Origin of the sequence: Mesoterricola sediminis, assembly GCF_030295425.1 — a bacterium.
GTDB classification, from domain to species: Bacteria; Acidobacteriota; Holophagae; order Holophagales; family Holophagaceae; genus Mesoterricola; species Mesoterricola sediminis.
Genome location: NZ_AP027081.1, coordinates 39,173 through 62,265 on the forward strand (window position 1 = coordinate 39,173; position 23,093 = coordinate 62,265).

Genomic DNA, 23,093 nt, shown 5'->3' on the forward strand with positions numbered 1-23,093 from the left:
GAGGCCTGCTGCGATGGGGATCACAAGCGGTTTGGCCCCGCGCGGGGACCCAGGTCACCCTGGTGGGACTGGATTTCCTGCGAGGCGGACATGGCCCACAAGGTCGTCGAATGCGTTCCCAATTTCTCCGAAGGCCGCGACATGGCCAAGATCCGGCAGATCACCGCGGCCATCGAGGCGGTGGCGGGCATCCGCCTGCTGGACGTGGACCCCGGGGCTGACACCAACCGGACCGTGGTCACCTTCGTGGGCGCGCCCGACGCGGTGGTCGAGGCGGCCTTCCAGGCCGTGAAGGTGGCTTCCCGGATCCTGGACATGAGCGCCCATCACGGGGCCCACCCGCGCATGGGCGCCACCGACGTGTGCCCCTTCGTGCCGGTGGAGGGCGTGACCCTCGCGGACTGCGCCGAGCTCGCCCGCAAGCTCGGTGAGCGGGTGGGCCGGGAACTGGCCCTGCCGGTGTACCTGTACGAGCACGCCGCCTCCCGACCCGAACGGCGGAACCTGGCCGTGGTGCGCAAGGGCGAGTACGAGGGCCTCGAGGAGAAGCTGAAGGATCCCCAGTGGGCCCCCGACTTCGGCCCCGCGGTCTTCAACCCCCGCGCCGGCGCCCTCATCACCGGGGCCCGGGAGTTCCTGATCGCCTACAACATCACCCTGAACAGCCGGGACAAGGCCCACGCCACCGACATCGCCTTCGAGCTCCGGGAGAAGGGCCGCGTGGCCCGCCGGGGCCAGAAGGACGCCTACTACAGCTCGGGGGAGATCCTCTTCTACCGGGAAGGCTGCTTCCCCTGCGGCAACTGCGCCGAGGACTTCCCCACCTTCGAGGCCGTGGAAGCCCACTGCCGGGAGGCCCACGGCTACGACCTGCGCCACCTGCTGAAGCTCAATGACATCGACGCCGCCAAGGGCGTGGTGGGCCGGAAGGTGCACCGGGCCGGCCGCTTCCAGGCCTGCAAGGCGATCGGCTGGTACGTGGACCAGTACAAGCGGGCCCAGCTCTCCATCAACCTCACCGACTACAAGGTCACGAGCCCCGTGGACGTGCTGGAGGCCACCCGGACCATGGCCGCCGAGCGCGGGCTGGTGGTGACGGGCAGCGAGATCGTGGGCCTGGTCCCCTTCTCCGCCCTCTTCGAAGCGGGCCGCCACTACCTGCGCGTCCAGGGCAAGAGCCCCTTCATCCCCGTGCCGGACGTGCTGGAGAACGCCGTCTTCTCCATGGGCCTGGCCGACGTGGCCCCCTTCGAGATCGAGAAGAAGGTGCTGGGGCTGCCCCGCGCCTACCCGGCGGGGCTCATGGCCATGACCGGCGCCGCCTTCGTGGACGAGGTCTCCCGGGACACCCCGGCCCCCGGCGGCGGCTCCATCGCGGCCCTGGCCGGCGCCCTGGGCGCCGCCCTGGCCTCCATGGTGGCCAACCTCACCCAGGGCAAGGGCGCGCCCGGCTCCGAGCCGCACCTCCTGGCCGCGGCGGAGCGGGCCCAGCGGGCCAAGGACGCCCTGGTGCTGGCGGTGGACGAGGACACCGAGGCCTTCAACGCCTACATGGACGCCCGCCGTCTGCCGGCTGGGACCCCCGCCGAGAAGGCCGCGCGGGAGGAGGCCATGCAGGCGGGTCTGAAGAGCGCCGTCGAGGTCCCCTGGGCCACCGCGAACGCCTGCTACGAGGCCATGGAGGCCGCCGAGACCGCCATGCACCACGGAAACCCCGCCTCCATCACGGACACGCTCGTGGGCTTCACCATCGCCTACGCCGGCGTCCGGGGCGGAATCTGGAACGTGCTGATCAACCTCAAGGACATCACGGACCGGGCCTACGTGGAGGCCATGCGTGCGCGCTGCGCCGGGCTCCTGGACCGGGCCAAGGCCCTCCTGGACCGGGCCACCGCCCACGGCGACGCGCGCCTGGAGGCCATGCTGGCGCCCAAGGGCTGATTCCGGGCCCGTCCTGGCGTAGACTGGGGGTCCTTCCCCGGGAGAACCCCATGTCCACGGTCCGGCCCACCCTGTGCCTGTGCGCGGTCCTCGCCAGTCTTTTCGTCCTGGGCTGCAGCCATCCCCGCACCACCGTGCACCGCACGGGCGTCATGGAGTACCTCTATCCCAAGCGCGAAGCCGCCCCCGCCCCCACCCCGGGCGGCGCGCGGCTTCACCTGCCCCTGAAGCTGGGCATCGCCTTCGTGCCGTCCCAGGGCTACGCCTGGCGCTCGGCATTGCCGGCGACCAGCGAACGCCCCCTCCTGGACATCGTGCGCGAGGCCTTCCAGGCCAGATCCTGGGTGCAGGAGATCAAAGTGATCCCCAGCGCCTACCTGCGGGCCGGGGGCGGCTTCGATAACCTGGAGCAGGCGGCCAGGATGTACGGCGTGGACGTCATGGCCCTGGTGAGCGTCGACCAGATCCAGTACACCGACCCCAAGTGGTATTCCTTCGCCTACCTGACCATCGTCGGGCTCTACACCCTGCCGGCGGAGAAGAACGATACCCGGACCCTCATCGATGTGGCCGTCTTCGACGTGGCCACCCGGACCTTCCTGCTGCGGGCCCCCGGCCAGAGCACCGTGAAGGGCTCGGCCACCCCCATCCGGGCCCAGGAGCAGCTCCGCCTGGACTCGGGCAAGGGGCTGGAACTGGCCTTGAAGGACCTGAACGGGAACCTGGCCCGGGAGGTGGAGGCCTTCAAGGCCGACGTGGCCTCGGGCGCCCGCAAGGACGTGGACGTGGTGGACCGGGAGGGCCGGTCCCTGCGCCAGACCGGCGGCCGCAGCTTCGGCGGGTCGATGGGGCTCGGGGAAGCGGTGGCCGGCCTGGCCCTGGCGGCCTTCGCCTGGCGGCGCCGGCGGCCGTGAACCCCTTCGTCCTGCGCGCGGGCGCCTGGGCCGAGCCCTGGCGCCTGTGGACCTGCCACGCCGTCCATTTCGACGCCGTCCACGCCGGCCTGAACCTGGCCGCGCTGGCGGTCCCCTTCCTGCTGGTTCGGGACCGCGGGCGCCTGGCCCGGGGCCTCCTCGTGGCGGCCCCGGTCCTGGCCCTCCTCCTCCTGCCCGCCATCGGGCCGGGCACGTACCGGGGCGCTTCGGGCCTGGCCTGCACCGCCTGGGCGGCAGCGGGCCTCGGCCTCCTGGGGGACCGGCGGCGCCGGGGGGAGGGCCTCGCCCTCTGCGGCCTCCTGGTCGGAAAGCTGGCCTGGGAGGCCTTCCGGGGTGCCGCTTGGCTGCCAGGCGGCGAGGGTTGGACGGCCCTTCCGGCGGCCCACCTCTGGGGGGCGGCCCTGGGAGGCCTCCTGGCCGGGGTGGACCGCTTCCGGCGGCGGGGCGGCGTGCTTGACAGGAGTAATAATTAATTTATTTTACGAGCGGAACCCTTCCGCCATGACCCCTCCCCTGCCCTCCTTCGCCCGCCGCCTCCGCGCCTTCAACGAGCGGGTGGCCCGCCTCGGCACCGAAGCCTTCAGCTCCATCTGGGCCTTCTACGCCTTCCTGGTGTGGGGCCTGCTGGGCATGCTGCCCGGGGTGAACGCGGCCTTCAAGGAATTCGTCCTCCTGGTCAGTTCGGCCTGGATCCAGCTCTGGGCCCTGCCCCTGCTCATGGTGGGCAACGCGGTGCTGAACAAGGCCGGCGAACGCAGGGCCATGCAGGATCACCAGATGCTCCTGGCGGAACTGAAGCTGCTGAAGCGCCAGATGGCGGAGCTCCATGCCCTGCACGGGGAGATCCTGGAGCTGGTGGCCCGGCTGAGACAGGAAGGGGCCCCTACGCCCCGATGATCTTGATGAGCACCCGCTTGTCGCGGCGCCCGTCGAACTCGCCGTAGAAGATCTGCTCCCAGGGGCCGAAATCCAGGCGGCCCTTCGTGATGGCGACCACGACCTCGCGGCCCATGATCTGGCGCTTGTGGTGGGCGTCGCCGTTGTCTTCGCCCGAGCGGTTGTGCAGGTACCCGCCCCGGGCGGGGTCCGTGCCGGCGTTGAAGGGGGCCAGGTGCTCCAGCCAGCGCTTGTAGTCCTCGTGGAGCCCCGGCTCGTCGTCATTGATGAAGACGCTCGCGGTGATGTGCATGGCGTTCACGAGACAGAGGCCCTCCTGGACGCCGCTGGCCTCCACGGCCTCCTCCACGTCCGGGGTGATGTTCACGAAGCCCACCCGCTGGGGCTCGTGGAGGGTGAGGGTGACGCGATGGCTCTTCATGGCTGGCTCCGCCCATACAGTAGACTGGAAGACGCAACGCTGGAGAAGTGCCATGCTCACGATCGCCGGAAGGACCTTCGAGAACCGCCTCGTGCTGGGGACGGGCAAGTACAAGGATTTCGCCACCATGAAGGCCTGCTACGAGGCGGCCCGCGTGGAGATGGTGACCCTGGCGGTGCGCCGCTTCGACCTGTCCGCCCAGGGCGAGGACAACATCCTGAACTGGATCCCCAAGGGCATGGCCCTCCTGCCCAACACCGCGGGCTGCTATACCCGCGAGGACGCGCTGCGGGTGAGCCGCCTGGCCCGCGAGGCCCTGGACACGCCGTGGATCAAGCTGGAGGTCATCGGCGATCCCACCAGCCTCTACCCGGACGGCGAGGAGACCCTCCGCGCCGCCGAGGAGCTCGTGAAGGAGGGCTTCGTCGTCCTGCCCTACCTCAACGCCGATCCCATCCTGGCCCGGAAGCTCTGCGACGTGGGCGTGGCCGCCATCATGCCCCTGGGCAGCGCCATCGGCTCGGGCCTGGGCGTGCAGAACCCCTACGTCATCCAGATCATCCGGGAGATCGCGGCCTCGTACGGCCTGCCCCTGGTGGTGGACGCGGGCGTGGGCACCGCCAGCGACGCGGCCGTGGCCATGGAACTGGGCGCGGACGCGGTGCTCCTGAACACGGCCGTCGCCGAGGCCGCGGATCCGGTCCGCATGGCCCGGGCCATGGACCACGCGGTGCAGGCCGGGCGCCTCGCCTTCGAGGCGGGCCGCATGCCGAAGCGCCTCTACGCCAGCGCCTCGAGCCCGGTAGCCGGTGTGGTTGGCCGCAACTAGGGTAGGTAGATCGAATCACCGGAACGATCGTGTCCCTTGCTTCGTGACGGCAAGGGTAGGTAAAGAACCCGTACACCGAGTGCGCCGGGACACCGAGTCACGCTGAGGCAGCTTCGCGGTTCTGCGCGCCGACCCATACCACCCAGGCCCTGGCCCGCTGGCGCGGGCCGCGATGCTGCGCATCGCTCGGCTGGGGGCTCCGGGCCTTCCGCATGCACGCCTGCGGGTGCCCTCCGCCCCCAGCCTTGGACGGGCCTGGGCTTGAGGTTCGGCCCACCGCCGACCAGCTCCAGGTGGGTTACAACACCGTCCGGCGGTGGCGGGACCGGTTCCTGGAGGCCGGGGGCCACCCTCCCGGCGGAGCGCAAGGCCGGGATCGTGAGGATGACCACCCTGGCCAAGGCCTCGGGGCTGAGCCCCTTCGCGGTGTGGAAGATCTGGAAGGCCAACGGGCTCAAGCCTCGTCCCAGGTCTTGGACCGGACTCGGCCCGGGCTGCCCCTGAAACAGGGCCGCTGCGGAACGATGACCCACGACTCCAAGCTGCCTCAGCGTGACTCGGTGTCCCGGCGCACTCGGCGTCCGGGTTCTTTACTCACCCTTGCCGACACGAAGGAAGGGACACGATCGTTCCGGTGAGTTGATATACCTGGACGAGGATAGGCCGCCAGTAGCCCAGGTGACAGCCTGCCTCACCCCGCCGGCCCGGGTCCGGATCAGGCCTTCGGGTTGACGCGTCGCTCAAGGCGGGCCCGCCTTCAACCCCGGGCGGGGCCGTCCGAATGGCTGCCGGTCTGCGCGGGGTCCGCCCCCGGGAGCGGACCGGCGCCGGCCCCGGTTATCCTGGAGGACTGGAGTCGCCATGCCCCGCTTTTCCAAACGATCCGGTCGCGAAGTCCTGGAAGGCCACGTCCGCCTTCCGGCGTGGATCGTCCGGGAACGGATGAACCTGGGCGAGCTCCACGCCATGAAGAAGGACCTCCGGGCCTCGGACCTGCACACCGTGTGCGAGGAGGCCCGCTGCCCCAACCGGACCCACTGCTTCAACCACGGCACGGCCACGTTCCTGCTCATGGGCGACACCTGCACCCGGGCCTGCGGCTTCTGCTCCATCCGGAGCGGGAAGCCCGCGCCCCTGGATCCCCGGGAGCCGGAGGAGACCGCCCTGCGGGTCCAGGCCCTGGGCCTGCGCTTCGCGGTGCTCACCTCGGTGAACCGGGACGACCTCCCCGACGGCGGCGCCGCCCACCTCGCACGCACCATCCGCGCCATCCGCGCCCACAACCCCGGCGTCGGGGTGGAGGTGCTCACGCCGGACTTCATGGGGAACCTGGAGGCGGTGGCGGAGGTGGTGGCCGCGGGCCCGGCGGTCTTCAACCACAACACCGAGACCGTGCCCAGCCTCTATCCGGAAGTCCGGCCGGCCGGGAGGTTCGAGCGTTCCCTGGCGGTGCTCGCCAAGGCCAAGGAACTGGGCACGGCCCTCTTCGGGCCCGCCTTCGCCACCAAGTCCGGCCTCATGCTCGGCCTGGGGGAGACGGAGGCGGAGCTCATGGCCGTCTTCGAGGCCCTCGCCGGCGCCGGGGTCGACATCCTCACCCTGGGCCAGTACCTCCGCCCGACCCGGCACCAGCTCCCCGTGAAGGCCTACGTGCATCCCGACGCCTTCGCGGAACTGGGGCGCAAGGCCAAGGCCCTCGGCTTCCGCGCCGTCTACGCGGGGCCCCTGGTCCGGTCGAGCTTCAACGCCCACGAAGTGAGCGAAATGGAAGGGATCTCCATCGCATGAGCGCCAACGTCCAGCCCTGGGACCTGCCCGCCCCCGAGGGGGAGGGGCGGCCGTCGGCCTTCGGCCTCCTCCCCGAGGACCTGGAGGGCATCCCCGGCCGGGCCGCGCACGCCTTCTCCAGGCTCCAGCGCCCCTGGACCTGGCGCGAGGACGGGCTCGACCTGGCCCGGGCCGCCCGGGAATGGCTCGCCGCCTCCCATGACCTCGCCCTGCCGGTGCTTCTGGAGCGCCATCCCAGCGAGGACGGGGCCACCAAGGTCGTCCTGGGCCTGCGCGACGGGGAGCGCATCGAGGCCGTGCACATGCCCCGGGAGGTCCGGAACCCGCGGGTGACCCTCTGCATCAGCAGCCAGGTGGGGTGCGCCATGGGCTGCACCTTCTGCGCGACGGGCGCCATGGGCATCCGCCGCAACCTTTCGGCGGGCGAGATCGTCGGCCAGGTGCTGGCCCTCATCCGGGCCCTGGGCCCGGAACGGCCCCACGCCATCACCCTGGTCTTCATGGGCATGGGCGAGCCGCTCCACAACCTGGACAACGTGCACCGGGCGATCCGGATCCTCAACCACCCCCAGGGCCTCAACATCTCGACACGGCGGATCACGGTCTCCACCTCGGGCCTCGTGTCGGGCATCGAGCGCCTGAGCCGGATGACCCCGCGCCCCTGGCTCGCCCTGAGCCTCAACAGCACGACCGACGAGGCCCGGAGCGGGGTCATGCCCGTCAACCGGGTCTGGGGCCTGGCCCGGCTCCGGCAGGCGCTGGACGACTGGAACCTCGCGCCCGGGGAGAAGTTCCTCCTGGAGTACGTGCTCCTGGACGGCGTGAACGACACCCCCGAGGACGCGGACCGCCTCGCGGACTGGCTCGGGGACCTGCGCGCCGGCCACAACATCAACCTGATCCGCATGAACGAGCATCCGGCTTCCGCCTTCCGCACCCCGCCCCAGGCGCGCCTCCAGGCCTTCCTGGACCGCCTCAAGGCCCGGGGCTGCTTCGTGACCGTGCGCAAGAGCCGGGGCCGGGACGTCCAGGGGGCCTGCGGGCAGCTGCTGAAATAGGCCTTGCCGCCGGTCCGGGCGGGCGTCATATTGAGTCGCGATATCACCCGTTTGGGCCCCGGACACCGCCCGTGGTAGCCTCCCATCGACCAGTTTCGGGACCCGCCATGATTCCATCGGACGACACCACACCATCCTGGGTACCCCCCGTCGAGGCCTGGCGCCCCGACGGGGCCCCGATCCCGGTGGATCCCTACTTCGAGGATCCGTACAACCCCGATCCCTACGCGAAGATGTAGATGCGGATCCTCCTGGCCTCCCGCAACGCGGGCAAACTCCGGGAATTCGAGGCGCTCCTGCCGGGCGTCGAGCTGGTGCCCTGGCCCGCGGAGGCCCCGGACATCCCCGAGGACGGCGCCTTCTTCCAGGACAACGCCCTCCAGAAGGCCACCTTCGCCCAGGCCTGGTGGGCCGGGCAGGGCGCGGTCCCGGTGGACGGCGTCCTCGCCGACGACTCCGGCCTCTGCGTGGACGCCCTCTGGGGCGGCCCCGGCGTGCTGAGCGCGCGCTTCGCCCAGGGCCTCGCCCAGGACGCCAAGAACCGCAAGCTCCTGGCCCTCATGCCCGAGGGCGCCGCCCGGACGGCCCGCTTCGTCTGTGTCCTCGCCTGGGTTCCCCGGGGGGGAGCCGCCCGGACCTTCAGCGGCTCCGTGGAGGGCGCCCTCGCCCTGGAGCCCCGGGGCGCCGGCGGGTTCGGCTACGATCCCCTCTTCGTCCCCGAGGGCCACGCGGCCACGTTCGGGGAGCTGGGTCCCGAGGTCAAGCACGCCCTCAGCCACCGCGGACGCGCGGCGCGGGCCTTCCTGGCGGGCCTGTAGGGGCCCCTCAGTCCTCGCCCCAGACCCCCCGCTCCCGGAGCGCCACCGCGGCCTGGTACGCGGCGAGCACCGCGCTGCGGACGCGCTGGTAGCCGTTCTCCGTCACCTTGGAGGAGAAGGTCAGGGTGGAGATGACATACCAGCCCTCCCCGTTGGGCAGGGGCTGGGGCGCGGAAAGCAGGACCTGGGGCGGTAGCACGGCGGAGGAGCTGTCCTCCCGCAGCCGGGTCGAGACGCGCTCGGACCAGGCCTGGAGGCGCGGCAGCGCGGCCTGGCCCGCGGCCTCGTCCGGCACGAGGACCCGGCCGTAGAGGGTGAAGTTCAGTCGCAACTGGGGCAGGTCCACGGCGCTGTTCAGGTACCCCGCCATGGAGGCCAGCTGCTGGAAATCCTTCTGGATGGCGAGGAGCTTGGGGCTCGCCTGGGTCATGGGTCTCGGGGTCATGCCTCATTATGCACCTTGCGCGGGGGGGGACCTCCTGGGATGCTTGACCCCGACATCGTGTGCTGGATGTTCGGGAAGCAGGTGTGAATCCTGCGCTGCCCCGCAACGGTATGCACCCCGGTCCGCGCAGTCGGGAACGGGAGACCTCGCTGGAGCCACTGGGGCGCATCCCCGGGAAGGCGCCAGGGGTGCCGGAAGGCGCCTGTCGCGTGCGAGCCCGGAGACCGGTCCAGTGCCTACCCAAACCGCCGAGGGGGCGGTCGGGAGGCCCTTCCGGGCCAACCCTGTCGTCCCCCGGCCCACATGCGCGGAGCATGCCATGGGTCCCCAACCCTCCCTCCTCCTGGCCCTCGCGGCCACCTCCCTCTCGGCCATGGGCGCGCCCGAGCCGCCCCCCGGCAAGGCCGAGGCGTCGGCCACGGTCACCGTCACCGCCGAGGCCTCCCCCGTGGAGATCCTCAAGACGCCCAACCCCGTCAAGGTGCTCGACCGGGAGGCCATCCTGGCCACGGGCGCCCGCACCCTGGACGAGCTGCTTCCCGCCCTGCTCCCGGGGCAGATCCAGGCCTTCGGCGGGCCGGGCAGCGCCGCCAGCCTCTACCTGGGCGGGGGCCGCGCCCGGGACGTGGTGGTGCTCCTGGACGGCATCCGGATCACCGATCCCACCGCCCTGAGCGCCAACTTCGCCGACTTCACCCTGGACGGGGTGGACCGCGTGGAGGTCCTCCAGGGGCCCTCCAGCACCCGCTACGGCAGCGACGCCCACGGCGGCGTCATCGCCCTCTGGACGGCGGCGCCGGCCAAGGCCGGCTTCAGCCTGGAGGCCCAGGGCGCCGCCGGCAACCGGGGCGCCCGGAAGGCCGGAGTGGCCCCCGCCTACGGCTGGGAGGGCGGCTGGGTCAAGGCCAGCGCCTCCGCCGCGCGGGAGGACGCCTCCATCCCCGCCGACGACCCCTTCCGCACCGCCAGCGCCTCCGTGAACGCGGGGCAGCGGATCGGGGAGGACGGGCTCCTCACCCTCACCGGCCGCACCCACTTCCGCGGCACCCCCCTGCCCTTCACCGGCGACTACCTGCCCCCGACCTGGGCCTACACCCGCGTCTTCGACCCCGCCCGGGGCGAGACGGAGCGGGACAGCACCGTGGTGGCGGCCTGGCGCCAGGCCCTGGGCGCCGCCTGGGCCCTGGAGGCCAGCTTCGGCCACGTGGCCCAGGACCGCTTCGAGCCCGGCTACGGCGGCGGCGCCCCCGCCGAGCGCTACCGGGGCCAGCGCAACCAGGCGGTGGCCAACCTCACCTGGGCCCCCGTCCGGGGCGTGAGCGCGGCCCTCATGCTGGACCACAGCGGGGAGTCCGCCGGCCTCGCCGGGGACGAGGCCCGGGCCACCCACGACGCCGTCGCCCTGGAAGGGGCCTGGGAAATGCCCACCGGCCTCCGGGCCGTGATCAGCGGCCGGTGGCAGCACGACACCGTCGCCTACACCTTCGCCTCGGGCCAGGCCCTCCCGGACCGGGCCTCCGACCGGTTCGTCTACAAGGCCGGCCTCAACTGGACCGGTGCCCAGGGCCTGCGGCTCTACGCCTCGTACGGGACCAGCTACAACGCCCCCGACCTCTTCAGCCTCACCCACAACCTGGCCAACGGCTACGGCGGCCTCGACGACGAGCGCAGCCACGGGGGCCAGGCCGGGGCGAGCCTCCGCCGCGGGGCCTGGACCTTCAAGCTGGAGGCCTCCCGCACCTTCTACGATCACGTCGTCGCCTACCAGGACCTGGGCTCCTACGCCTACAAGTACGTGAACGGGACGGACCTCCGGGTGCAGGGCCTCGAGGCCTCCGCGGCCCGCGAGGGCGCGTCGTGGCGCGCCGAGGCCTTCGTGCGCAGCCAGGAGGCCCGCAACATGAGCCAGCCCGGGGACGCCCAGCTCACCACGAGCGGGGCCACGGGGCGCCCGTTCTTCACGGCCGGGCTCCGGGGCGAGGCCGTCCTCGGCCCCTGGCGCGCCTCGGCCCGCTGGGCCCACACGGGGAGCAGCTACCAGTACTTCGACGACCTGGGCGCGGTGGACGGCCTCCGCACCCACCTCAACGACCTGGGGATCGCCCTGGGCCGGAGCGCGGGCCGGCACCTCACCTGGACCCTCCGCGGCGAGCACCTCCTGCAGCGGACCTGGAGCCGGGAAGACTGGCTTGCCGGCCGGCCCCTGAGGCGCAACGACGCCTACCTGGTGCCCGTATTCCCGGTCGCCGGTCCCACCTTCACCCTCGAACTGAAGTACCGTTCCTGATATGCGCTTCCTGGCCCTTCTCCTCCTCGCCGCGTCCCTCGTCGCAGGGGCGCCCCGCCGGGTCGTGAGCCAGACCGTGGGCACGGATGAGCTGCTGGCCGCCCTGGCGGCCCCCGGCCAGGTCGCGGCCCTCAGCCACCTGGCCCGGGATCCGGCCTTCTCCCCGGACGTGAAGGGCCTTTCCCGCCACCCCTGCCTCCGCTCGGGCACGGCGGAGGACGTGCTCTCCTTCCGCCCGGACCTCGTCCTGGCGGCCACCTACACGGCCCCGGAGACCCTCGCCCTCCTGCGGCGGGCCCGGGTGCCGCTGGTGGTGCTGGACCGGTTCGAGACCCTGGACGACCTGTACGATGCCTGCCGGCGCGTGGGGGCCGCCCTGGGGCGGCCGGCGCGCGCCGAGGAGCTGATCGCCCAGTGGCGGGCGCGGGTGGCGGACCTGGACCGCCGGCTGAAGGGGGTCCGGCCCGTGCGCGTCCTGGCGGTGGGGGCCTACCCCTTCACCGCCGGCCTGGGCACCACGTTCCAGGACCTCTGCGACCACGCGGGGGCCCTGAACGTGGCCGCCGAGCAGGGCCTGCGGGGCCACCAGCCCACGCCCTCCGAGAAGCTCCTCACCTGGAACGTGGAGTGCCTCGTCACCGACCGGAACGAGAACATGGCGGCGCGGCTCCGGGCCATGCCGCCCTACAAGTACATGCGCGCCATGAAGGAGGGCAGGCTGGTGGAGATCCCGGGACCCCTCATGTCGGCCACGGGCCAGGCGCGCCTCGAGGCCTACGAATGGCTGGCCCGGGCCCTCCATCCGGAGCGCTTCCGGTGAAGGGGCGCGTCCTCGCCGCCCTGGTGCTCCTGCTGGCGGGGGCGGCCCTGGCCTCCCTGGCCCTGGGGGACGCCAACCTCGCGCCCCGGCAGGTGCTGGAGGCGGTGATGGGCCGCGGGGACGAACTCAACCGCACGATCCTCTGGGACCTGCGCCTCCCCCGGACCCTCGTGGGCATGGCGGTGGGCGCGGCGCTCGCGGCCTCCGGGGTCGCCATGCAGGCCTTCTTCCGGAACCCCCTGGCGAGCCCGGGCCTCCTGGGCGTGAGCGCGGGCGGCGCCCTCGGCGCCGTCGCGGTCCTGGCCCTGGGGACCTCGGCCAGCCTCCTCGCCCTGCCCTCCGCGGCGATCCTCGGCGCCTTCGCGGCGACCGGCGCGGTGATGGTCATGGCGCGCCGGGGCGCCAGCCCCGAGCACCTCCTGCTCACGGGCGTGGCCTTGAACGCCTTCTTCGGGGCGGGCACGAGCTTCCTGCTCTCCCTGTCGGCGGGCAAGTTCCAGGTCAGCGGCCAGATCCTCTTCTGGCTGATGGGGGGCATCGAGAACCGGACCTGGGAGCACGTGGCGATCGGCGTGCCGGGGATCCTCCTCTGCTGCGCGCTCCTGCTGCCCCTGGCGCGGCCCCTGAACCTGCTGAGCCTCGGCGAGACGTCCGCCCAGACCCTGGGGGTGGACGTGCGCCGGCTGCGCCGCCGCATCATCGTCCTCTCCACCGTCCTGACGGCCCTCGCCACGGCGGTGGGCGGCATCGTGGGCTTCGTGGGCCTCCTGGTGCCGCACCTCCTGCGGCTGGCCTTCGGCCCCGACCACCGCCGCCTCCTGCCCCTGTCCATGATCGGCGGGGCGGCCCTCGTGCTCCTCTGCGACCTGCCCACCCGCTTCGTGGCGGGGGGCATGCGCCTGGGCGTGGTCACCGCCCTCATCGGCGGCCCGTTCCTGGTGTGGATGCTCCGGAGGAACCCGTGCTGAGCCCCGTGCTGGAGGCCGCGGGCCTCGACCTCCCCGGGCGGCTCCGGGACATCTCCTTCGCCTTCGAGGCGGGGGCGGCCGTGGCCGTGGTGGGCCCCAACGGGGCCGGCAAGTCGACCCTCCTCCAGGTCCTGGCCGGACTGCTCCACGCCAAGGGGCGGATCCGCTGGCGGGGCGAGGACCTGCCCCGCATCCCCTTCCTCGAGCGCGGGCGCATCCTCACCTGGCTGGGCCAGGAGAGCCACGCGGACTTCGCCTACCCGGTCAAGGAAGTGGTGGCCCAGGGCCGCTTCGCCTGGGGCGACGACGGCCGGGGCGTGGAGGAGGCCATGGAGGCCCTGGACATCCGCCACCTGGCCACCCGTCCCATCACCGAGCTCAGCGGCGGCGAGCGGCGCCGGGTCTTCCTGGCCCGGGCCCTCGCCACCGGAGCGCCCATCCAGCTCTGGGACGAGCCCGCGGCCAACCTGGACGTGCGCCACGCCCTGGACGTGCTCCGCCTGGCCCGGGACCTGGCGGGATCGGGCTCCACCCTCCTGGTGACCCTCCATGACCTGCGGAACGCCTACCGCTTCGACCGGGTCCTGGTGCTGGACCAGGGCGCCCTGGTGGGCGCGGGGACCCCCGCGGAGATCCTGACCCCCGATCTCATCGCCCGCGTCTTCCGCGTCCGGGCGGAGCCCGGCGCGGGACTGGGGCTGGAGCTCCCGGACGCGTAGCTACTTCTTCCCGGCGGCGGCGAGGGCCTCGAGGACCCGGGCGGGGGTGAGGGGGACCTGGGCGACCCGGGCGCCCGTGGCGTCGAAGACCGCGTTGGCGATGGCCGCCGCGACGGGCACCACGGGGGGCTCGCCGATGCCCTGGGAGGGCATGTCCGGACGGTCCGCCAGGATCACCTCGATGCGGGGGATCCAGGAGAAGCGGGGGATCCGGTAGGTGTCGAAGTTGCGGTCCAGGATCCGGCCGCCCTTGAATCGGACCTCGCCGGCGAGGGCCTGGCCCACGCCCATGGTCACCGCGCCCTCCACCTGCTGCCGCGCCCCGTCGGGGTTCACCACGAGGCCCACGTCCACCGCCTCCACCACGCGCTCGACCCGCACCTCGCCGGTGGCGCGGTCCACCTTCACCTGGGCCGCGACGGCCACGAAGGCCTGGCGCCAGGCGCCGCAGGCGATGCCGATCCCCTGTCCGCTGGGTCCGGGGGCCGGATCCCAGCCCGAGCGTTCGAGGACGAGGTCCAGGAGGTGGAGCACCCGGGCGTCGTCCGCCAGCCGGCGCCGGAAGGTGACCGGATCGATGCCGGCCTTCGCGGCCAGCATGTCCAGGTGGCATTCCCGGGCGAAGGCGTTGGTGTGCGCGCTGGGGGCGCGCCAGGCGCCCGTGGGGAGGGGGTGCAGGCCGGGCACGAAGGCGGCCCGGTAGCGTTGGACGGGGATGTCGTAGGCGAACTCGGCCTCGCCCTGGTTGACGCCCGCGGCCTGGCAGTCCCAGAAGGTCACGCCCCCGGCCTTGTCCAGCCCCGCGCGGATCTTGACGACGGCGGCGGGGCGGAAGGTGTCCAGGAAGAAGTCCTCCTCCCGGTTCCAGGCCAGCTGCACCGGCGTCTCCGGGACGAGGCGGGCGATGCGGGCGGCCTCGACGGCCTCCGGCCCCACCAGCTTGCCCCCGAACCCGCCGCCCACGAACTGGCTGATGACGCGCACGTCCCGGGCCCCGGCGCCGATGGCCTTGGCCACGTCCTCCCGGATGCGGAAGGGGTTCTGGGTGGAGGCCCACACGGTCATCCGGCCCTTGGACCACTGGGCCACCGCGACGTGGGGCTCGAGGGTGGCGTGGCTCTCGTAGGCGTTGCGATATTCGGCTTCCAGGACCTCGGAGGCGCGGCGCTCGCCGCCCGCGAGGTCGCCCCGGGCCGAGGTGACCACGAGGGCGGCGCCGGCCTTCGCGGCCAGGTGCGCGTAGAGGGTGTCGCCGTCCACGGCGGGCTCCGCGCCCTGGAAGGTGCCCTTGACCAGGGCCAGGGCCTTGCGGGCGGTGTCGGGCTGGGCGTGGAGCACGGCCAGCAGCGTCCCGTCCCGCACGATCCGCACCCCGGGCACCGCCTCGGCGGCCGCGGTGTCGGCCTGGGCCAGGGTGAGGCCGTGGGCCGGCGGCCGCAGGATGCAGGCGTGGAGGGTGCCCGGCAACCGCAGGTCGCCCACATAGCGGGCGGCGCCCGTGAGCTTGGCCAGGGCGTCCTTGCGGGGGGCCGGCTTGCCGATCCTTGTGCAGGCGGCCAGGGGCTTCGGCCGGACCCGGCCCAGGTGGCGCTCCAGGCGCCGGCCCTTCACCAGGTCACCGAAGCTGACCTTCCGGGAAGGCGCCGCCTTGACCCAGATGAGGCCGTCCTGGAGGGCGAGGTCGGCGGGGGCGGCGCCCAGGGTCCGCGCCGCCATGCCGAGCAGGACCGCCCGCGCCTCCGCGGCGGCGCCCCGGAGGGCCGGCGCCGTCTGCCACATGGTGAGGGACCCGCCGGTGGCGTTGTCCCAGGGACAGAGGTCGGTGTCGCCCATGAGCATGTCCACCTGGGCGGGGTCCACCTCCAGCTCCTCGGCCACCAGGACGGCGAGGGCGGTCATGATGCCCTGGCCCAGTTCCACCTTGCCCACGAAGCACCCGATCCGGCCGTCCGCGCCGATCTTCAGGAAGGCGTTGAAATCCTGGGGGTAGTCCCCGGGGCGCGGGGCGACGACGGGGGCGGCTTCCGCCAGCCCGCTGAAGAAGAGGGTGAGGGAGCCGGCCGCGGCCCCCTGCAGGAACGATCGCCGCTTCATCGCGCACCTCCCAGGACCTGGCCCGCGGCTTCGATGGCGTCCAGGATCCGCACGTGGGCCCCGCAGCGGCAGAGATTGCCCTCCATGTGGGCGAGGATCTCCGCCCGGGTGGCCCGGGGCTTCGTGCGCAGCAGGGACCAGGCCGCCAGGATCATGCCCGAGGTGCAGTAGCCGCACTGGAAGGCGTGGTGGTCCTGGAAGGCCTTCTGGACGGGGTCGAGGCGCCCGTCCACGGCCAGGCCCTCGATGGTCAGCACCGATTTGCCGGCCACGTCCGCCACCGGAGTGGCGCAGGAGGGCACCGGCTCGAAGTCCACGAGGACGGTGCAGGCGCCGCAGAGGCCCGCCTCGCACCCGACCTTCGTGCCGGTGAGGCCCAGCTCGTCCCGGAGGACCCAGACCAGCATGCGGTCTCCGGGGCTCTGGACGGTGACGGGCTTGCCATTGAGTACGAACGACAGGGGTGCCGCCATGGCGCGATCTCCTACCTGGACGGGGGGAACGTCCATGATAGCCGGGCCCCGGCCCCCTCAGCGACGCAGGAGGTGCGCTTCCAGGGGATGCCGGTGGTCCCAGCCCGCGGTCTGGAGCACGGGGACCTCCGGCTCCTCCTGGGGCCACCCGATGCAGAGGTAGCCCACCCAGTCCCAGGTGGGGGGCAGGCCCATGACCTCCCGGAGGCGCTCGGGCTCGAGGATGCTCACCCAGCCCACCCCGACGCCCTTGGCGCGGGCGGTGAGCCAGAGGTTCTGGATGGCGCAGACGGCCGAATCCCGCAGGGTGGCGGGCTGGGTCTGCCGGCCCAGGCCGTGCCCCGCGTCGGGGTCGGTCTCCACGCAGACCAGGAGGTGCACCGGCGCCTCCCGGAGGCCCGCGAGCTTGAGGCTCCGGTAGAGCCGGGCCCGCTCCGAGTCGTAGATGGAGGAGGCGGCGTCGTTGGCCCTCTGGAACTCGTCGATCACGGCCTGGCGGCGCCCCGGATCCTCGACCAGGATGAACCGCCAGGGCTGGCTGAGGCCGACCGACGGCGCCAGGTGGGCCGCGCCCAGGAGCTCCAGGACCAGTTCGTCGGGCACGGGATCCGTGCGGAACCTCCGCACGTCCCGGCGGAGACGGAAGAGCTCGCGGAGCTGGACCTGGAATTCGGAGGGGAAGGCGGGCATGGGCGGGAGGCCCGCCCCGGCAAAGGGGGGCGGCGCCTCCAGTCTACGCGACCCTCACTCCACCGTGATGCTTCCGTTGAGGGTGTGGAGCTTCACCTTGCCCTGGCCGTCGCCGAAGGTGGCCTCCATGTTGCGCTTGCCGATGACCACGTCGCGGGCCCCGGGCGCGGTGATGCGCAGGTCCCCGTTGAGGGTGCTGGCCTCCAGGCGGCCCCTGAGCGCCTGGGCCTTCAGGGTGATGGCGCCGTTCACCGTCTTGCCCGAGATGTCGCCGGAGATCCGGCGGGCGCGGATGGAGCCGTTGACCGTCTCGGCCTTGAGGCCGCCGGCGGCGCCGTCCACCTCGATGGCGCCGTTCACCGTGCGGCAGTCGGCGCTGCCCTCCAGGTCGCGCACCTCGACGGCGCCGTTCACGGACTCCACCACGACGCGGGCCGTGCGGGGGACCTTCAGGTCCATGTCGCAGGCCGGGCCGTTGTCGCTGTGCTTCGGATACTCGGCGGTGACCTCCACGCCGCCGCGGCGGGGCTCCAGGACCACCTTGACCTGCTCCCCCCTCCGGGCGGGCTTGAAGGCGCCGGTGAACTCGGCCTCGGGGCGGTCCCAGACGGTGACGTGGACGTGGCCGTTCACGTTCTTGACCCGGAGGACCGCGCCGGCCGTGAAGGGCACGGTGCGCACCTCCCGGGCGGCGGCGCCGGGGGCGGGCTGGATGGTGACGGTCTGGGCCGCCAGGGGCAGGGCCAGGATGATGGCCGCAAGGGGGCGAAGCGGGTGCATGGGTCCCTCCGTATGCCCCAAGTTACGGGGGGGGACGGGGGTCCGTTTATGGCCTGCCGAGGGTGCGGTCGAGCCCCAGGGGGCCGGCCAGGGTGGTGAGGAGGAGGGCGCCGACGATGCCGGCCTGGACCGGGGGCGGCAGCAGGGGGGCGCCCCCCAGCTCCAGGGAGGCGCCCGCCGCCACGAAGATGAGGCCGACTTCGCCCCGGGGGACCATGCCCCAGCCCACCACCCAGGGCCGCAGGCCCCGGCCGGCGGCGAACCCCGCCGCCAGCTTGCCCAGGGTGCCCAGGCCGGCCAGGACCAGGGCGAAGGCCAGGGTGCGGGGGGCGGCGAGCACGGCCACGTCCACCCGGGTCCCCATCAGGACGAAGAAGAGGGGGGAGAGGGCGACGACGAGGGGCTGGACCAGGTCTTCCAGGCGCCGCAGCTCCCGCTCCTGCAGGCTCTGGACGTGGGCCGGCTCCAGGATGAGGCCGGCGGCGTAGGCGCCCACGATGGCCGCCAGTCCGGCCAGGCTGCCAAGCCAGGCAAGCAGGAAGGCGAACCCCAGGGCGGAGGGCAGGAGCACCTGCTCGCTGCGGAAACGATTGGCCAGACGGAACAGGGGGGGGGTGACGAAGCGGCCCAGCCCCAGGGCGGCGGCGAGGAAGGCCAGGGCGAAGCCCAGCTCCCGGGCGAGCCGGCCCCAGGGCATCCCGCCCCCGGCGCCCGCGGCCAGGACGGCCCCGGAGACGCCGGTGAGGACGAGGAGGCCGAGGACGTCGTCCACCACGGCCGCGCCCACGATGACGCGGCCCTCCTCGGAGCGCGCCGCGCCCCGCTCCTTCAGCACCTGGGCGGAGATCCCGATGGAGGTGGCGCAGAGGCAGGCCCCCGCGAAGAGGTCCACCAGGAAGGGGGTTCCGGGCGGCAGGAGGAAGCGGGCGCCAAGCAGCCCCGCGGCCATGGGCGCGACGACCCCCACCACGGCCACCCGGAGGGAGGGCAGGCCCACGCGCAGCATTTGCGGCAGGGTGGATTCCAGCCCCACCGCGAACATGAGGACGACGACGCCCAGGTCGCCCAGGAGCGCCAGGGCCGGGTGGGCCCCCAGGTCCGGAAAGGCGGGCAGGAACCGGTGGAGGGCCCCCAGGGCCATGCCGGCCGCGAGCTCGCCCGCGACCGAGGGCAGGCGCAGGCGGACCGCCACCTCCCCGCCCACCTTGGCCGCGAGCCAGAGCAGGGCCAGGAGGGCCAGGATGGGGGCCAGGTCTCCGTGCATCCTAGGCGAAGAGCTTGAGGGTTTCGTCCAGCTTCCGGATCACGCTGAGGATCCGGAAGGGCTCCACGGGGAGGTAGTCCACGGCTCCCGCGGCCAGGGCCCGGTTCCGCTTCAGCCCTTCGTCCTCCTCGGTGCCGACCAGCACGATGGGGAGGGGGCAGCGCTCCTGCTCCACGATCTGCCGGGTGAGCTCCAGGGGGCTGGCGAGGCGCAGGTGGTTGTGGACGAGGATCAGCTTGACCCGGCCCCAGCCCCCGTCGCCCGCGCCGAAGGGCTTGAGGAGGGGCTTCACGGGCCCGGTGATGTAGTCGAGGCTCAGCACCCCGAACTTGCGGCCCAGGGCCTCGGACAGGTGCCGGGCGAAATCCTCCCGCTCCGTCAGCACGAGGACGGAGGGGTCGCGGTCCACCCACTGGCGGACCGCGGGCAGGGTGGCGCCCTTCTGGGGCATCCGGCCCGATTCCAGGCTCTCGCGGTCCCGCTGGGCCTGCAGGCGCTGCTGGGTGTCCAGCCAGGTCCGGTACTGGCCCAGGAGCGTGCGGTCCACGCGCTCCGTGAACTTCATGCCCACGTAGTTGGCGCCGAAGTAGGCGACGCGGGCCGAGGCGGTGAGGAGCAGGCCGTCCTCGAGGGCGAGGTCCAGGGTGGACTCCTCGCCCATGCGCAGGACCTCCTCGATGCGCCGGGAGGTGTCGCGCAGGGCAAGTTCGAAGCCGTCGTAGCCGAAGCCGCGGATCTCGCCGTCGAGGACCGCGTTCTTGCTGTTGCTGAAGGTGACGGGGGTGGCGGTGTCAGGCGCGAAATGGGCGAGGCGGTGGTCGTCGGCGCGGCGCAGCGTCCGGGGGAGGGTGAAGGCCGCGCAGGGCACGCCCTCCAGGTCCGCGGGGCCGATGAAGGCCACGACCGTCTCGTACCGGAAACCGCGGTCCTCGAGGGTCACCGAGACGCTCTCCTCCGGCGCGAGGGCCCAGGCGTCCAGGTCCTGGGGGCCCAGGCGGACGCCGATCCGGCCGGCCTCCTGGAAGAGGATCTGGAAGAGGCCACGCTTGTCGCGGCACCCGAGCGACACCTTGGATCCGGCCATGCACAGCCGCTGGAGGGTCATCCGGATGGACCAGGTGTCTTCGATGGTGCGGACGGGATCGGGCATCTCTGCGGGCTCGGGGGGGGCGGGGCTCCCCGGAAGGGGCTGCCTGTTTTTCCCGAGTATACCCCCCTTCCCCCGGTGTCACCCCTCCGGTTGCGCCCCGTCGAGGGGTCCCACCCAGCGTCCCAGGGCGGCCTTGAGATCCACAATCGTGATGGGCTTGGGCACGTAGTCGTCCATGCCCGCCTCCAGGCATCGCTCCCGATCCCCCTGCATGGCGTTGGCCGTCATGGCGATGATGGGCGTCCGGCGGCCGCCGGCCTCCAGCTCGCGGATCGCGCGGGTGGCCTGGAAACCGTCCATCTCGGGCATCTGGCAGTCCATGAAGACCAGATCGTAGGTCCCCGCCTGCACCTTCTCCACCGCCTCCCGGCCGTTGGAGGCCAGTTCCGCGGTGAAGCCGAGCTTCTTCAGGATCGCGAGGGCCACCTTCTGGTTGACGGCGTTGTCCTCGGTGACCAGGAGGCGCGCGGCGGAGGCCCGGCCCTCGGCCGGAGGCGCCGCCTCGGCCACCACCGGCGGCTCGAGGGTGTCGAGGTTCCGGTCGAGGAGGGCCTTGAGGTGGGTCTTCCGCATGGGCAGCGGCAGGAATTCGGAGATGGGCAGGGAGGTCGGCCTGCGGGCCTCCTCCTTCTCGTAGAGGGAATGGGCCATGACCAGCCTGAGGCCGGCCAGGTCCGGCGCCTCCCGCACGGCCTGGAGGAAGCCGAGCATCGCCTCCGACAGGCCGCCCTCGGCCCCGAACACCAGGAGGCTCCGCTCCGCGGCGCCCGCGCAGGCCTCGCGGAGGACCGCGACGCCCGCGGGCCCGGCCTCGATGCGCCGGCAGGCGTAGCCCCACTCCCGGAGCTGGCCGTCGAGCACCTCCTCCGTGGCCGCGGGCAGGCCGGCCAGGAAGAAGCGGAAGTCGGCGCCGGGAAGCCCGTGCCCCTGGGAACCCTCCTGGAGGGCGAACCGGGCCGTGAACCAGAAGACGCTCCCCTCGCCGGGGACGCTGTCGACGCCGATGCCGCCGCCCATGAGCTCCGCGATGCGCTTGCAGATGGCCAGGCCCAGGCCGGTCCCGCCGTACTTGCGCGTGGTGGAGGAGTCCCCCTGGTAGAAGGACTGGAAGAGGCGGGCGGCGACCTCCGGGGCGAGGCCGATCCCCGTGTCCCGGACCTCGAAGCGCAGGGTGACCCCGGCCTCGTCGGACGCCTCGAGGCGCACCCGGATGACCACGGAGCCCTCGGCGGTGAACTTCAGCGCGTTGTCCGTGAGGTTCGAGAGGACCTGCCGGAGGCGGACCGGGTCGCCCACGAGGCGGGGCGGGACGGTGCCCTGCACCCAGGTGGCCAGCTCCACGCCCTTGCCGTGGGCCTTGAAGCCGAGGATGGCGAGGAGGTCGTCCAGGAGCCCCTGGAGGTCGAAGCCGATGCGCTCCAGCTCCAGCTTCCCGGCCTCGATCTTGGAGAAGTCCAGGATGTCGTTGATGAGGCGGAGCAGGGTGCCGGCGCTGGCGCGGATGGTGGTGGCGTAGTCCATCTGCTCGCCGGACAGCGTCGTGTTCAGGAGCAGCTCCGTCATGCCGATGACGCCGTTCATGGGCGTGCGGATCTCGTGGCTCATGTTGGCGAGGAACTCGGACTTCAGGCCCGCCAGCTGCACGGCCTCGTCCCGGGCCTGGCTGAGCTCCCAGTTCTTCATCTCCATGTCGAGGGCGGCCTGGGCGAGCTGGGCCTCGCTGCGCTTGCGCTCCGTGATGTCGGTGAAGAGCCAGAAGTGGCCGAAGAGGGCCTCGTCCCCGGCCTCGATGGGCACGAAGTCCATGGAGAGGACGCGCCCGTCCGCGAGGGGAACCTCCAGGCCCGTGCTCACGCGGCGCTCGGCCATGAGGCTGGCCTGGAGCTCGAGGAAGTCCTGGGGGAACTGGAAGGCCGGCAGGGCCATGTCGAGCAGCTCCGTGGCGTCGCTGTCCGTGAGCAGCCGGGGCGCGACGGGGATGTCGAACATGCGGCAGAAGGGCTCGTTGAGGAGGGCGATGCTGCGGTTCTCCGTCTCCACGAGCACGGCGCCCTGGATGTTCTCGATGAGGGCCTGGAGGCGCGAGGTCAGCGTGTTCAGGGCGGCCTGGTGGAGCCTGCGCTCCGTGATGTCGTTCATCGTCCCCGAGACGCCGATCACCTGGCCTTCGCCGTCGGTGGTGATGCGGGTGTACATCTCCACCCAGAAGTACTTGCCCTCGCGGGTGCGGAACTGGAACTCGCCGTGGACGGTGTCGCCCCCCGTCTCCATGGCGTAGGTCAGCATGTTGAGGTAGCGGCCCTTGTCCAGGGGGTGCATGTGGCCGAGGAAGGGCTGGCCGAGGCTCTCCTCCACGTCGAAGCCCGTGAGGGTCCGCCAGGCGGGGTTCAGGAAGGACCAGCAGCCCTCCCGGTCGATCTGGAAGAGCACCTCCCGCAGGTGGTTCACCAGGGCCTGGAGGCGGTTCAGGTCGCTTGTCTGGGCGTCCGACGCGAACAGGCGCGCATCCAGGTCCCGGAGGAAGCCGTCCCAGGCCGGTCCATCGGGCAGCGTCATGCCGCCGGCCTGAAGGCCGGCCAGATGCCGGGCGAGAACGGGGTGGAAGTCCATGGGGCGCGGATCGGGCGAACCCATCCATACTATCGGTAGGACCGGCGAAAGCCATGGCGGCCGACCTGGTCCGGAAAAAAATTCTTGTTTTTTTCGCTTTTTACCC

Annotated in this window: 22 protein-coding genes and 1 riboswitch; of the genes, 13 read left to right on the top strand and 9 right to left on the bottom strand. The window is 72.6% G+C overall.

From position 1 onward, the window contains the following. Positions 1–90 precede the first annotated feature (90 nt). Genes ftcD through R2J75_RS00170 form a run of 4 tightly spaced genes read left to right on the top strand, consistent with a single transcriptional unit; the run spans position 91 to position 3,773 of the window. Positions 91–1,941, top strand: a complete 1,851-nt coding sequence (gene ftcD / locus R2J75_RS00155) for a glutamate formimidoyltransferase (RefSeq protein WP_243332307.1) — start codon at positions 91–93, stop codon at positions 1,939–1,941. A gap of 50 nt (positions 1,942–1,991) precedes the next feature. Further along, complete coding sequence (rhlP, locus tag R2J75_RS00160) at positions 1,992–2,855, top strand: rhombotarget lipoprotein (RefSeq protein WP_316410853.1); 864 nt, start codon at positions 1,992–1,994, stop codon at positions 2,853–2,855. Beyond that, on the top strand, positions 2,852–3,349 hold the full coding sequence (locus R2J75_RS00165; RefSeq protein ID WP_316410854.1) for a rhomboid family intramembrane serine protease: 498 nt from the start codon (positions 2,852–2,854) through the stop codon (positions 3,347–3,349). The genes rhlP and R2J75_RS00165 overlap by 4 nt, the downstream gene beginning before the upstream one ends. 28 nt (positions 3,350–3,377) lie before the next feature. After that, positions 3,378–3,773 carry a hypothetical protein gene (locus tag R2J75_RS00170; RefSeq protein WP_243332302.1) on the top strand — a complete coding sequence of 132 codons (396 nt, stop codon included), beginning with the start codon at positions 3,378–3,380 and terminating at the stop codon, positions 3,771–3,773. Here R2J75_RS00170 and R2J75_RS00175 read toward each other — a convergent pair. Continuing rightward, positions 3,760–4,194 (bottom strand): secondary thiamine-phosphate synthase enzyme YjbQ, encoded by a 435-nt coding sequence (locus R2J75_RS00175; RefSeq protein WP_243332300.1) that lies wholly within the window; start codon positions 4,192–4,194, stop codon positions 3,760–3,762. The two genes, R2J75_RS00170 and R2J75_RS00175, sit on opposite strands and share 14 nt — an antisense overlap. 52 nt (positions 4,195–4,246) lie before the next feature. On the opposite strand from R2J75_RS00175, the gene R2J75_RS00180 reads away from it, so the two are divergent. From R2J75_RS00180 to R2J75_RS00200, 5 genes are all read left to right on the top strand, one after another. Next, positions 4,247–5,023 carry a thiazole synthase gene (locus R2J75_RS00180; protein ID WP_243332298.1) on the top strand — a complete coding sequence of 259 codons (777 nt, stop codon included), beginning with the start codon at positions 4,247–4,249 and terminating at the stop codon, positions 5,021–5,023. Between the two features lie 861 nt (positions 5,024–5,884). Next, on the top strand, positions 5,885–6,811 hold the full coding sequence (gene lipA / locus R2J75_RS00185) for a lipoyl synthase (protein WP_316410855.1): 927 nt from the start codon (positions 5,885–5,887) through the stop codon (positions 6,809–6,811). Next, positions 6,808–7,869, top strand: coding sequence for a 23S rRNA (adenine(2503)-C(2))-methyltransferase RlmN (gene rlmN / locus R2J75_RS00190; RefSeq protein WP_243332293.1), 1,062 nt, complete (start codon positions 6,808–6,810; stop codon positions 7,867–7,869). Before lipA ends, rlmN begins: the two co-directional genes overlap by 4 nt. A 107-nt stretch (positions 7,870–7,976) precedes the next feature. Continuing rightward, entirely contained in the window at positions 7,977–8,108 is a 132-nt protein-coding gene (locus R2J75_RS00195; RefSeq protein WP_279342183.1) for a hypothetical protein, read from the top strand. After that, the gene (locus tag R2J75_RS00200) at positions 8,109–8,687 is read left to right on the top strand and encodes a non-canonical purine NTP pyrophosphatase (protein ID WP_243332291.1); all 579 of its coding nucleotides are present in this window, start codon (positions 8,109–8,111) and stop codon (positions 8,685–8,687) included. Between the two features lie 7 nt (positions 8,688–8,694). Here R2J75_RS00200 and R2J75_RS00205 read toward each other — a convergent pair whose 3' ends face one another. Continuing rightward, positions 8,695–9,132 carry a hypothetical protein gene (locus tag R2J75_RS00205; RefSeq protein ID WP_243332289.1) on the bottom strand — a complete coding sequence of 146 codons (438 nt, stop codon included), beginning with the start codon at positions 9,130–9,132 and terminating at the stop codon, positions 8,695–8,697. 27 nt (positions 9,133–9,159) lie between these two features. Further along, positions 9,160–9,379, top strand: a riboswitch (cobalamin riboswitch). A gap of 72 nt (positions 9,380–9,451) precedes the next feature. On the opposite strand from R2J75_RS00205, the gene R2J75_RS00210 reads away from it, so the two are divergent. The 4 genes from R2J75_RS00210 to R2J75_RS00225 are packed head-to-tail and all read left to right on the top strand — an operon-like array spanning position 9,452 to position 13,926. Continuing rightward, on the top strand, positions 9,452–11,419 hold the full coding sequence (locus R2J75_RS00210) for a TonB-dependent receptor plug domain-containing protein (RefSeq protein WP_316410856.1): 1,968 nt from the start codon (positions 9,452–9,454) through the stop codon (positions 11,417–11,419). 1 nt (position 11,420) lies between these two features. Continuing rightward, positions 11,421–12,239, top strand: a complete 819-nt coding sequence (locus R2J75_RS00215) for an ABC transporter substrate-binding protein (protein ID WP_316410857.1) — start codon at positions 11,421–11,423, stop codon at positions 12,237–12,239. Next, entirely contained in the window at positions 12,236–13,207 is a 972-nt protein-coding gene (locus R2J75_RS00220) for a FecCD family ABC transporter permease (protein WP_243332283.1), read from the top strand. Before R2J75_RS00215 ends, R2J75_RS00220 begins: the two co-directional genes overlap by 4 nt. After that, entirely contained in the window at positions 13,201–13,926 is a 726-nt protein-coding gene (locus R2J75_RS00225) for an ABC transporter ATP-binding protein (protein WP_243332281.1), read from the top strand. Before R2J75_RS00220 ends, R2J75_RS00225 begins: the two co-directional genes overlap by 7 nt. Here the strand turns inward: R2J75_RS00225 and R2J75_RS00230 are convergent, their stop codons facing one another. From R2J75_RS00230 to R2J75_RS00260, 7 genes are all read right to left on the bottom strand, one after another. Continuing rightward, a complete protein-coding gene (locus R2J75_RS00230) occupies positions 13,927–16,020 on the bottom strand; it encodes a xanthine dehydrogenase family protein molybdopterin-binding subunit (RefSeq protein WP_316410858.1) in 2,094 nt (697 codons plus the stop codon). It abuts the gene before it with no gap. Beyond that, entirely contained in the window at positions 16,017–16,493 is a 477-nt protein-coding gene (locus R2J75_RS00235) for a (2Fe-2S)-binding protein (RefSeq protein ID WP_243332277.1), read from the bottom strand. The genes R2J75_RS00230 and R2J75_RS00235 overlap by 4 nt, the downstream gene beginning before the upstream one ends. A 57-nt stretch (positions 16,494–16,550) precedes the next feature. Then, positions 16,551–17,183 carry a 5,6-dimethylbenzimidazole synthase gene (bluB, locus tag R2J75_RS00240; protein ID WP_243332275.1) on the bottom strand — a complete coding sequence of 211 codons (633 nt, stop codon included), beginning with the start codon at positions 17,181–17,183 and terminating at the stop codon, positions 16,551–16,553. 54 nt (positions 17,184–17,237) lie between these two features. Beyond that, positions 17,238–17,963, bottom strand: coding sequence for a DUF4097 family beta strand repeat-containing protein (locus R2J75_RS00245; RefSeq protein ID WP_243332273.1), 726 nt, complete (start codon positions 17,961–17,963; stop codon positions 17,238–17,240). Positions 17,964–18,009: 46 nt separating this feature from the next. Further along, positions 18,010–19,227 carry a cation:proton antiporter gene (locus tag R2J75_RS00250; RefSeq protein ID WP_316410859.1) on the bottom strand — a complete coding sequence of 406 codons (1,218 nt, stop codon included), beginning with the start codon at positions 19,225–19,227 and terminating at the stop codon, positions 18,010–18,012. 1 nt (position 19,228) lies between these two features. Further along, positions 19,229–20,377 (bottom strand): response regulator, encoded by a 1,149-nt coding sequence (locus R2J75_RS00255; RefSeq protein ID WP_243332270.1) that lies wholly within the window; start codon positions 20,375–20,377, stop codon positions 19,229–19,231. Between the two features lie 78 nt (positions 20,378–20,455). Beyond that, positions 20,456–22,987, bottom strand: coding sequence for an ATP-binding protein (locus R2J75_RS00260; RefSeq protein WP_243332268.1), 2,532 nt, complete (start codon positions 22,985–22,987; stop codon positions 20,456–20,458). Positions 22,988–23,093 lie beyond the last annotated feature (106 nt).

Excerpts from the sequence above, each read along its gene's own strand:
- R2J75_RS00255 (WP_243332270.1), bottom strand. The coding sequence starts at position 20,377 with ATGCCCGATCCCGTCCGCACCATCGAAGACACCTGGTCCATCCGGATG.
- R2J75_RS00260 (WP_243332268.1), bottom strand. The coding sequence starts at position 22,987 with ATGGACTTCCACCCCGTTCTCGCCCGGCATCTGGCCGGCCTTCAGGCC.
- R2J75_RS00230 (WP_316410858.1), bottom strand. The coding sequence starts at position 16,020 with ATGAAGCGGCGATCGTTCCTGCAGGGGGCCGCGGCCGGCTCCCTCACC.
- R2J75_RS00195 (WP_279342183.1), top strand. The coding sequence starts at position 7,977 with ATGATTCCATCGGACGACACCACACCATCCTGGGTACCCCCCGTCGAG.
- R2J75_RS00200 (WP_243332291.1), top strand. The coding sequence starts at position 8,109 with ATGCGGATCCTCCTGGCCTCCCGCAACGCGGGCAAACTCCGGGAATTC.
- R2J75_RS00175 (WP_243332300.1), bottom strand. The coding sequence starts at position 4,194 with ATGAAGAGCCATCGCGTCACCCTCACCCTCCACGAGCCCCAGCGGGTG.
- lipA (WP_316410855.1), top strand. The coding sequence starts at position 5,885 with ATGCCCCGCTTTTCCAAACGATCCGGTCGCGAAGTCCTGGAAGGCCAC.
- R2J75_RS00235 (WP_243332277.1), bottom strand. The coding sequence starts at position 16,493 with ATGGCGGCACCCCTGTCGTTCGTACTCAATGGCAAGCCCGTCACCGTC.
- R2J75_RS00215 (WP_316410857.1), top strand. The coding sequence starts at position 11,421 with ATGCGCTTCCTGGCCCTTCTCCTCCTCGCCGCGTCCCTCGTCGCAGGG.
- ftcD (WP_243332307.1), top strand. The coding sequence starts at position 91 with ATGGCCCACAAGGTCGTCGAATGCGTTCCCAATTTCTCCGAAGGCCGC.
- bluB (WP_243332275.1), bottom strand. The coding sequence starts at position 17,183 with ATGCCCGCCTTCCCCTCCGAATTCCAGGTCCAGCTCCGCGAGCTCTTC.
- rhlP (WP_316410853.1), top strand. The coding sequence starts at position 1,992 with ATGTCCACGGTCCGGCCCACCCTGTGCCTGTGCGCGGTCCTCGCCAGT.
- R2J75_RS00205 (WP_243332289.1), bottom strand. The coding sequence starts at position 9,132 with ATGACCCCGAGACCCATGACCCAGGCGAGCCCCAAGCTCCTCGCCATC.
- R2J75_RS00245 (WP_243332273.1), bottom strand. The coding sequence starts at position 17,963 with ATGCACCCGCTTCGCCCCCTTGCGGCCATCATCCTGGCCCTGCCCCTG.
- R2J75_RS00180 (WP_243332298.1), top strand. The coding sequence starts at position 4,247 with ATGCTCACGATCGCCGGAAGGACCTTCGAGAACCGCCTCGTGCTGGGG.
- R2J75_RS00250 (WP_316410859.1), bottom strand. The coding sequence starts at position 19,227 with ATGCACGGAGACCTGGCCCCCATCCTGGCCCTCCTGGCCCTGCTCTGG.
- R2J75_RS00210 (WP_316410856.1), top strand. The coding sequence starts at position 9,452 with ATGGGTCCCCAACCCTCCCTCCTCCTGGCCCTCGCGGCCACCTCCCTC.
- rlmN (WP_243332293.1), top strand. The coding sequence starts at position 6,808 with ATGAGCGCCAACGTCCAGCCCTGGGACCTGCCCGCCCCCGAGGGGGAG.
- R2J75_RS00170 (WP_243332302.1), top strand. The coding sequence starts at position 3,378 with ATGACCCCTCCCCTGCCCTCCTTCGCCCGCCGCCTCCGCGCCTTCAAC.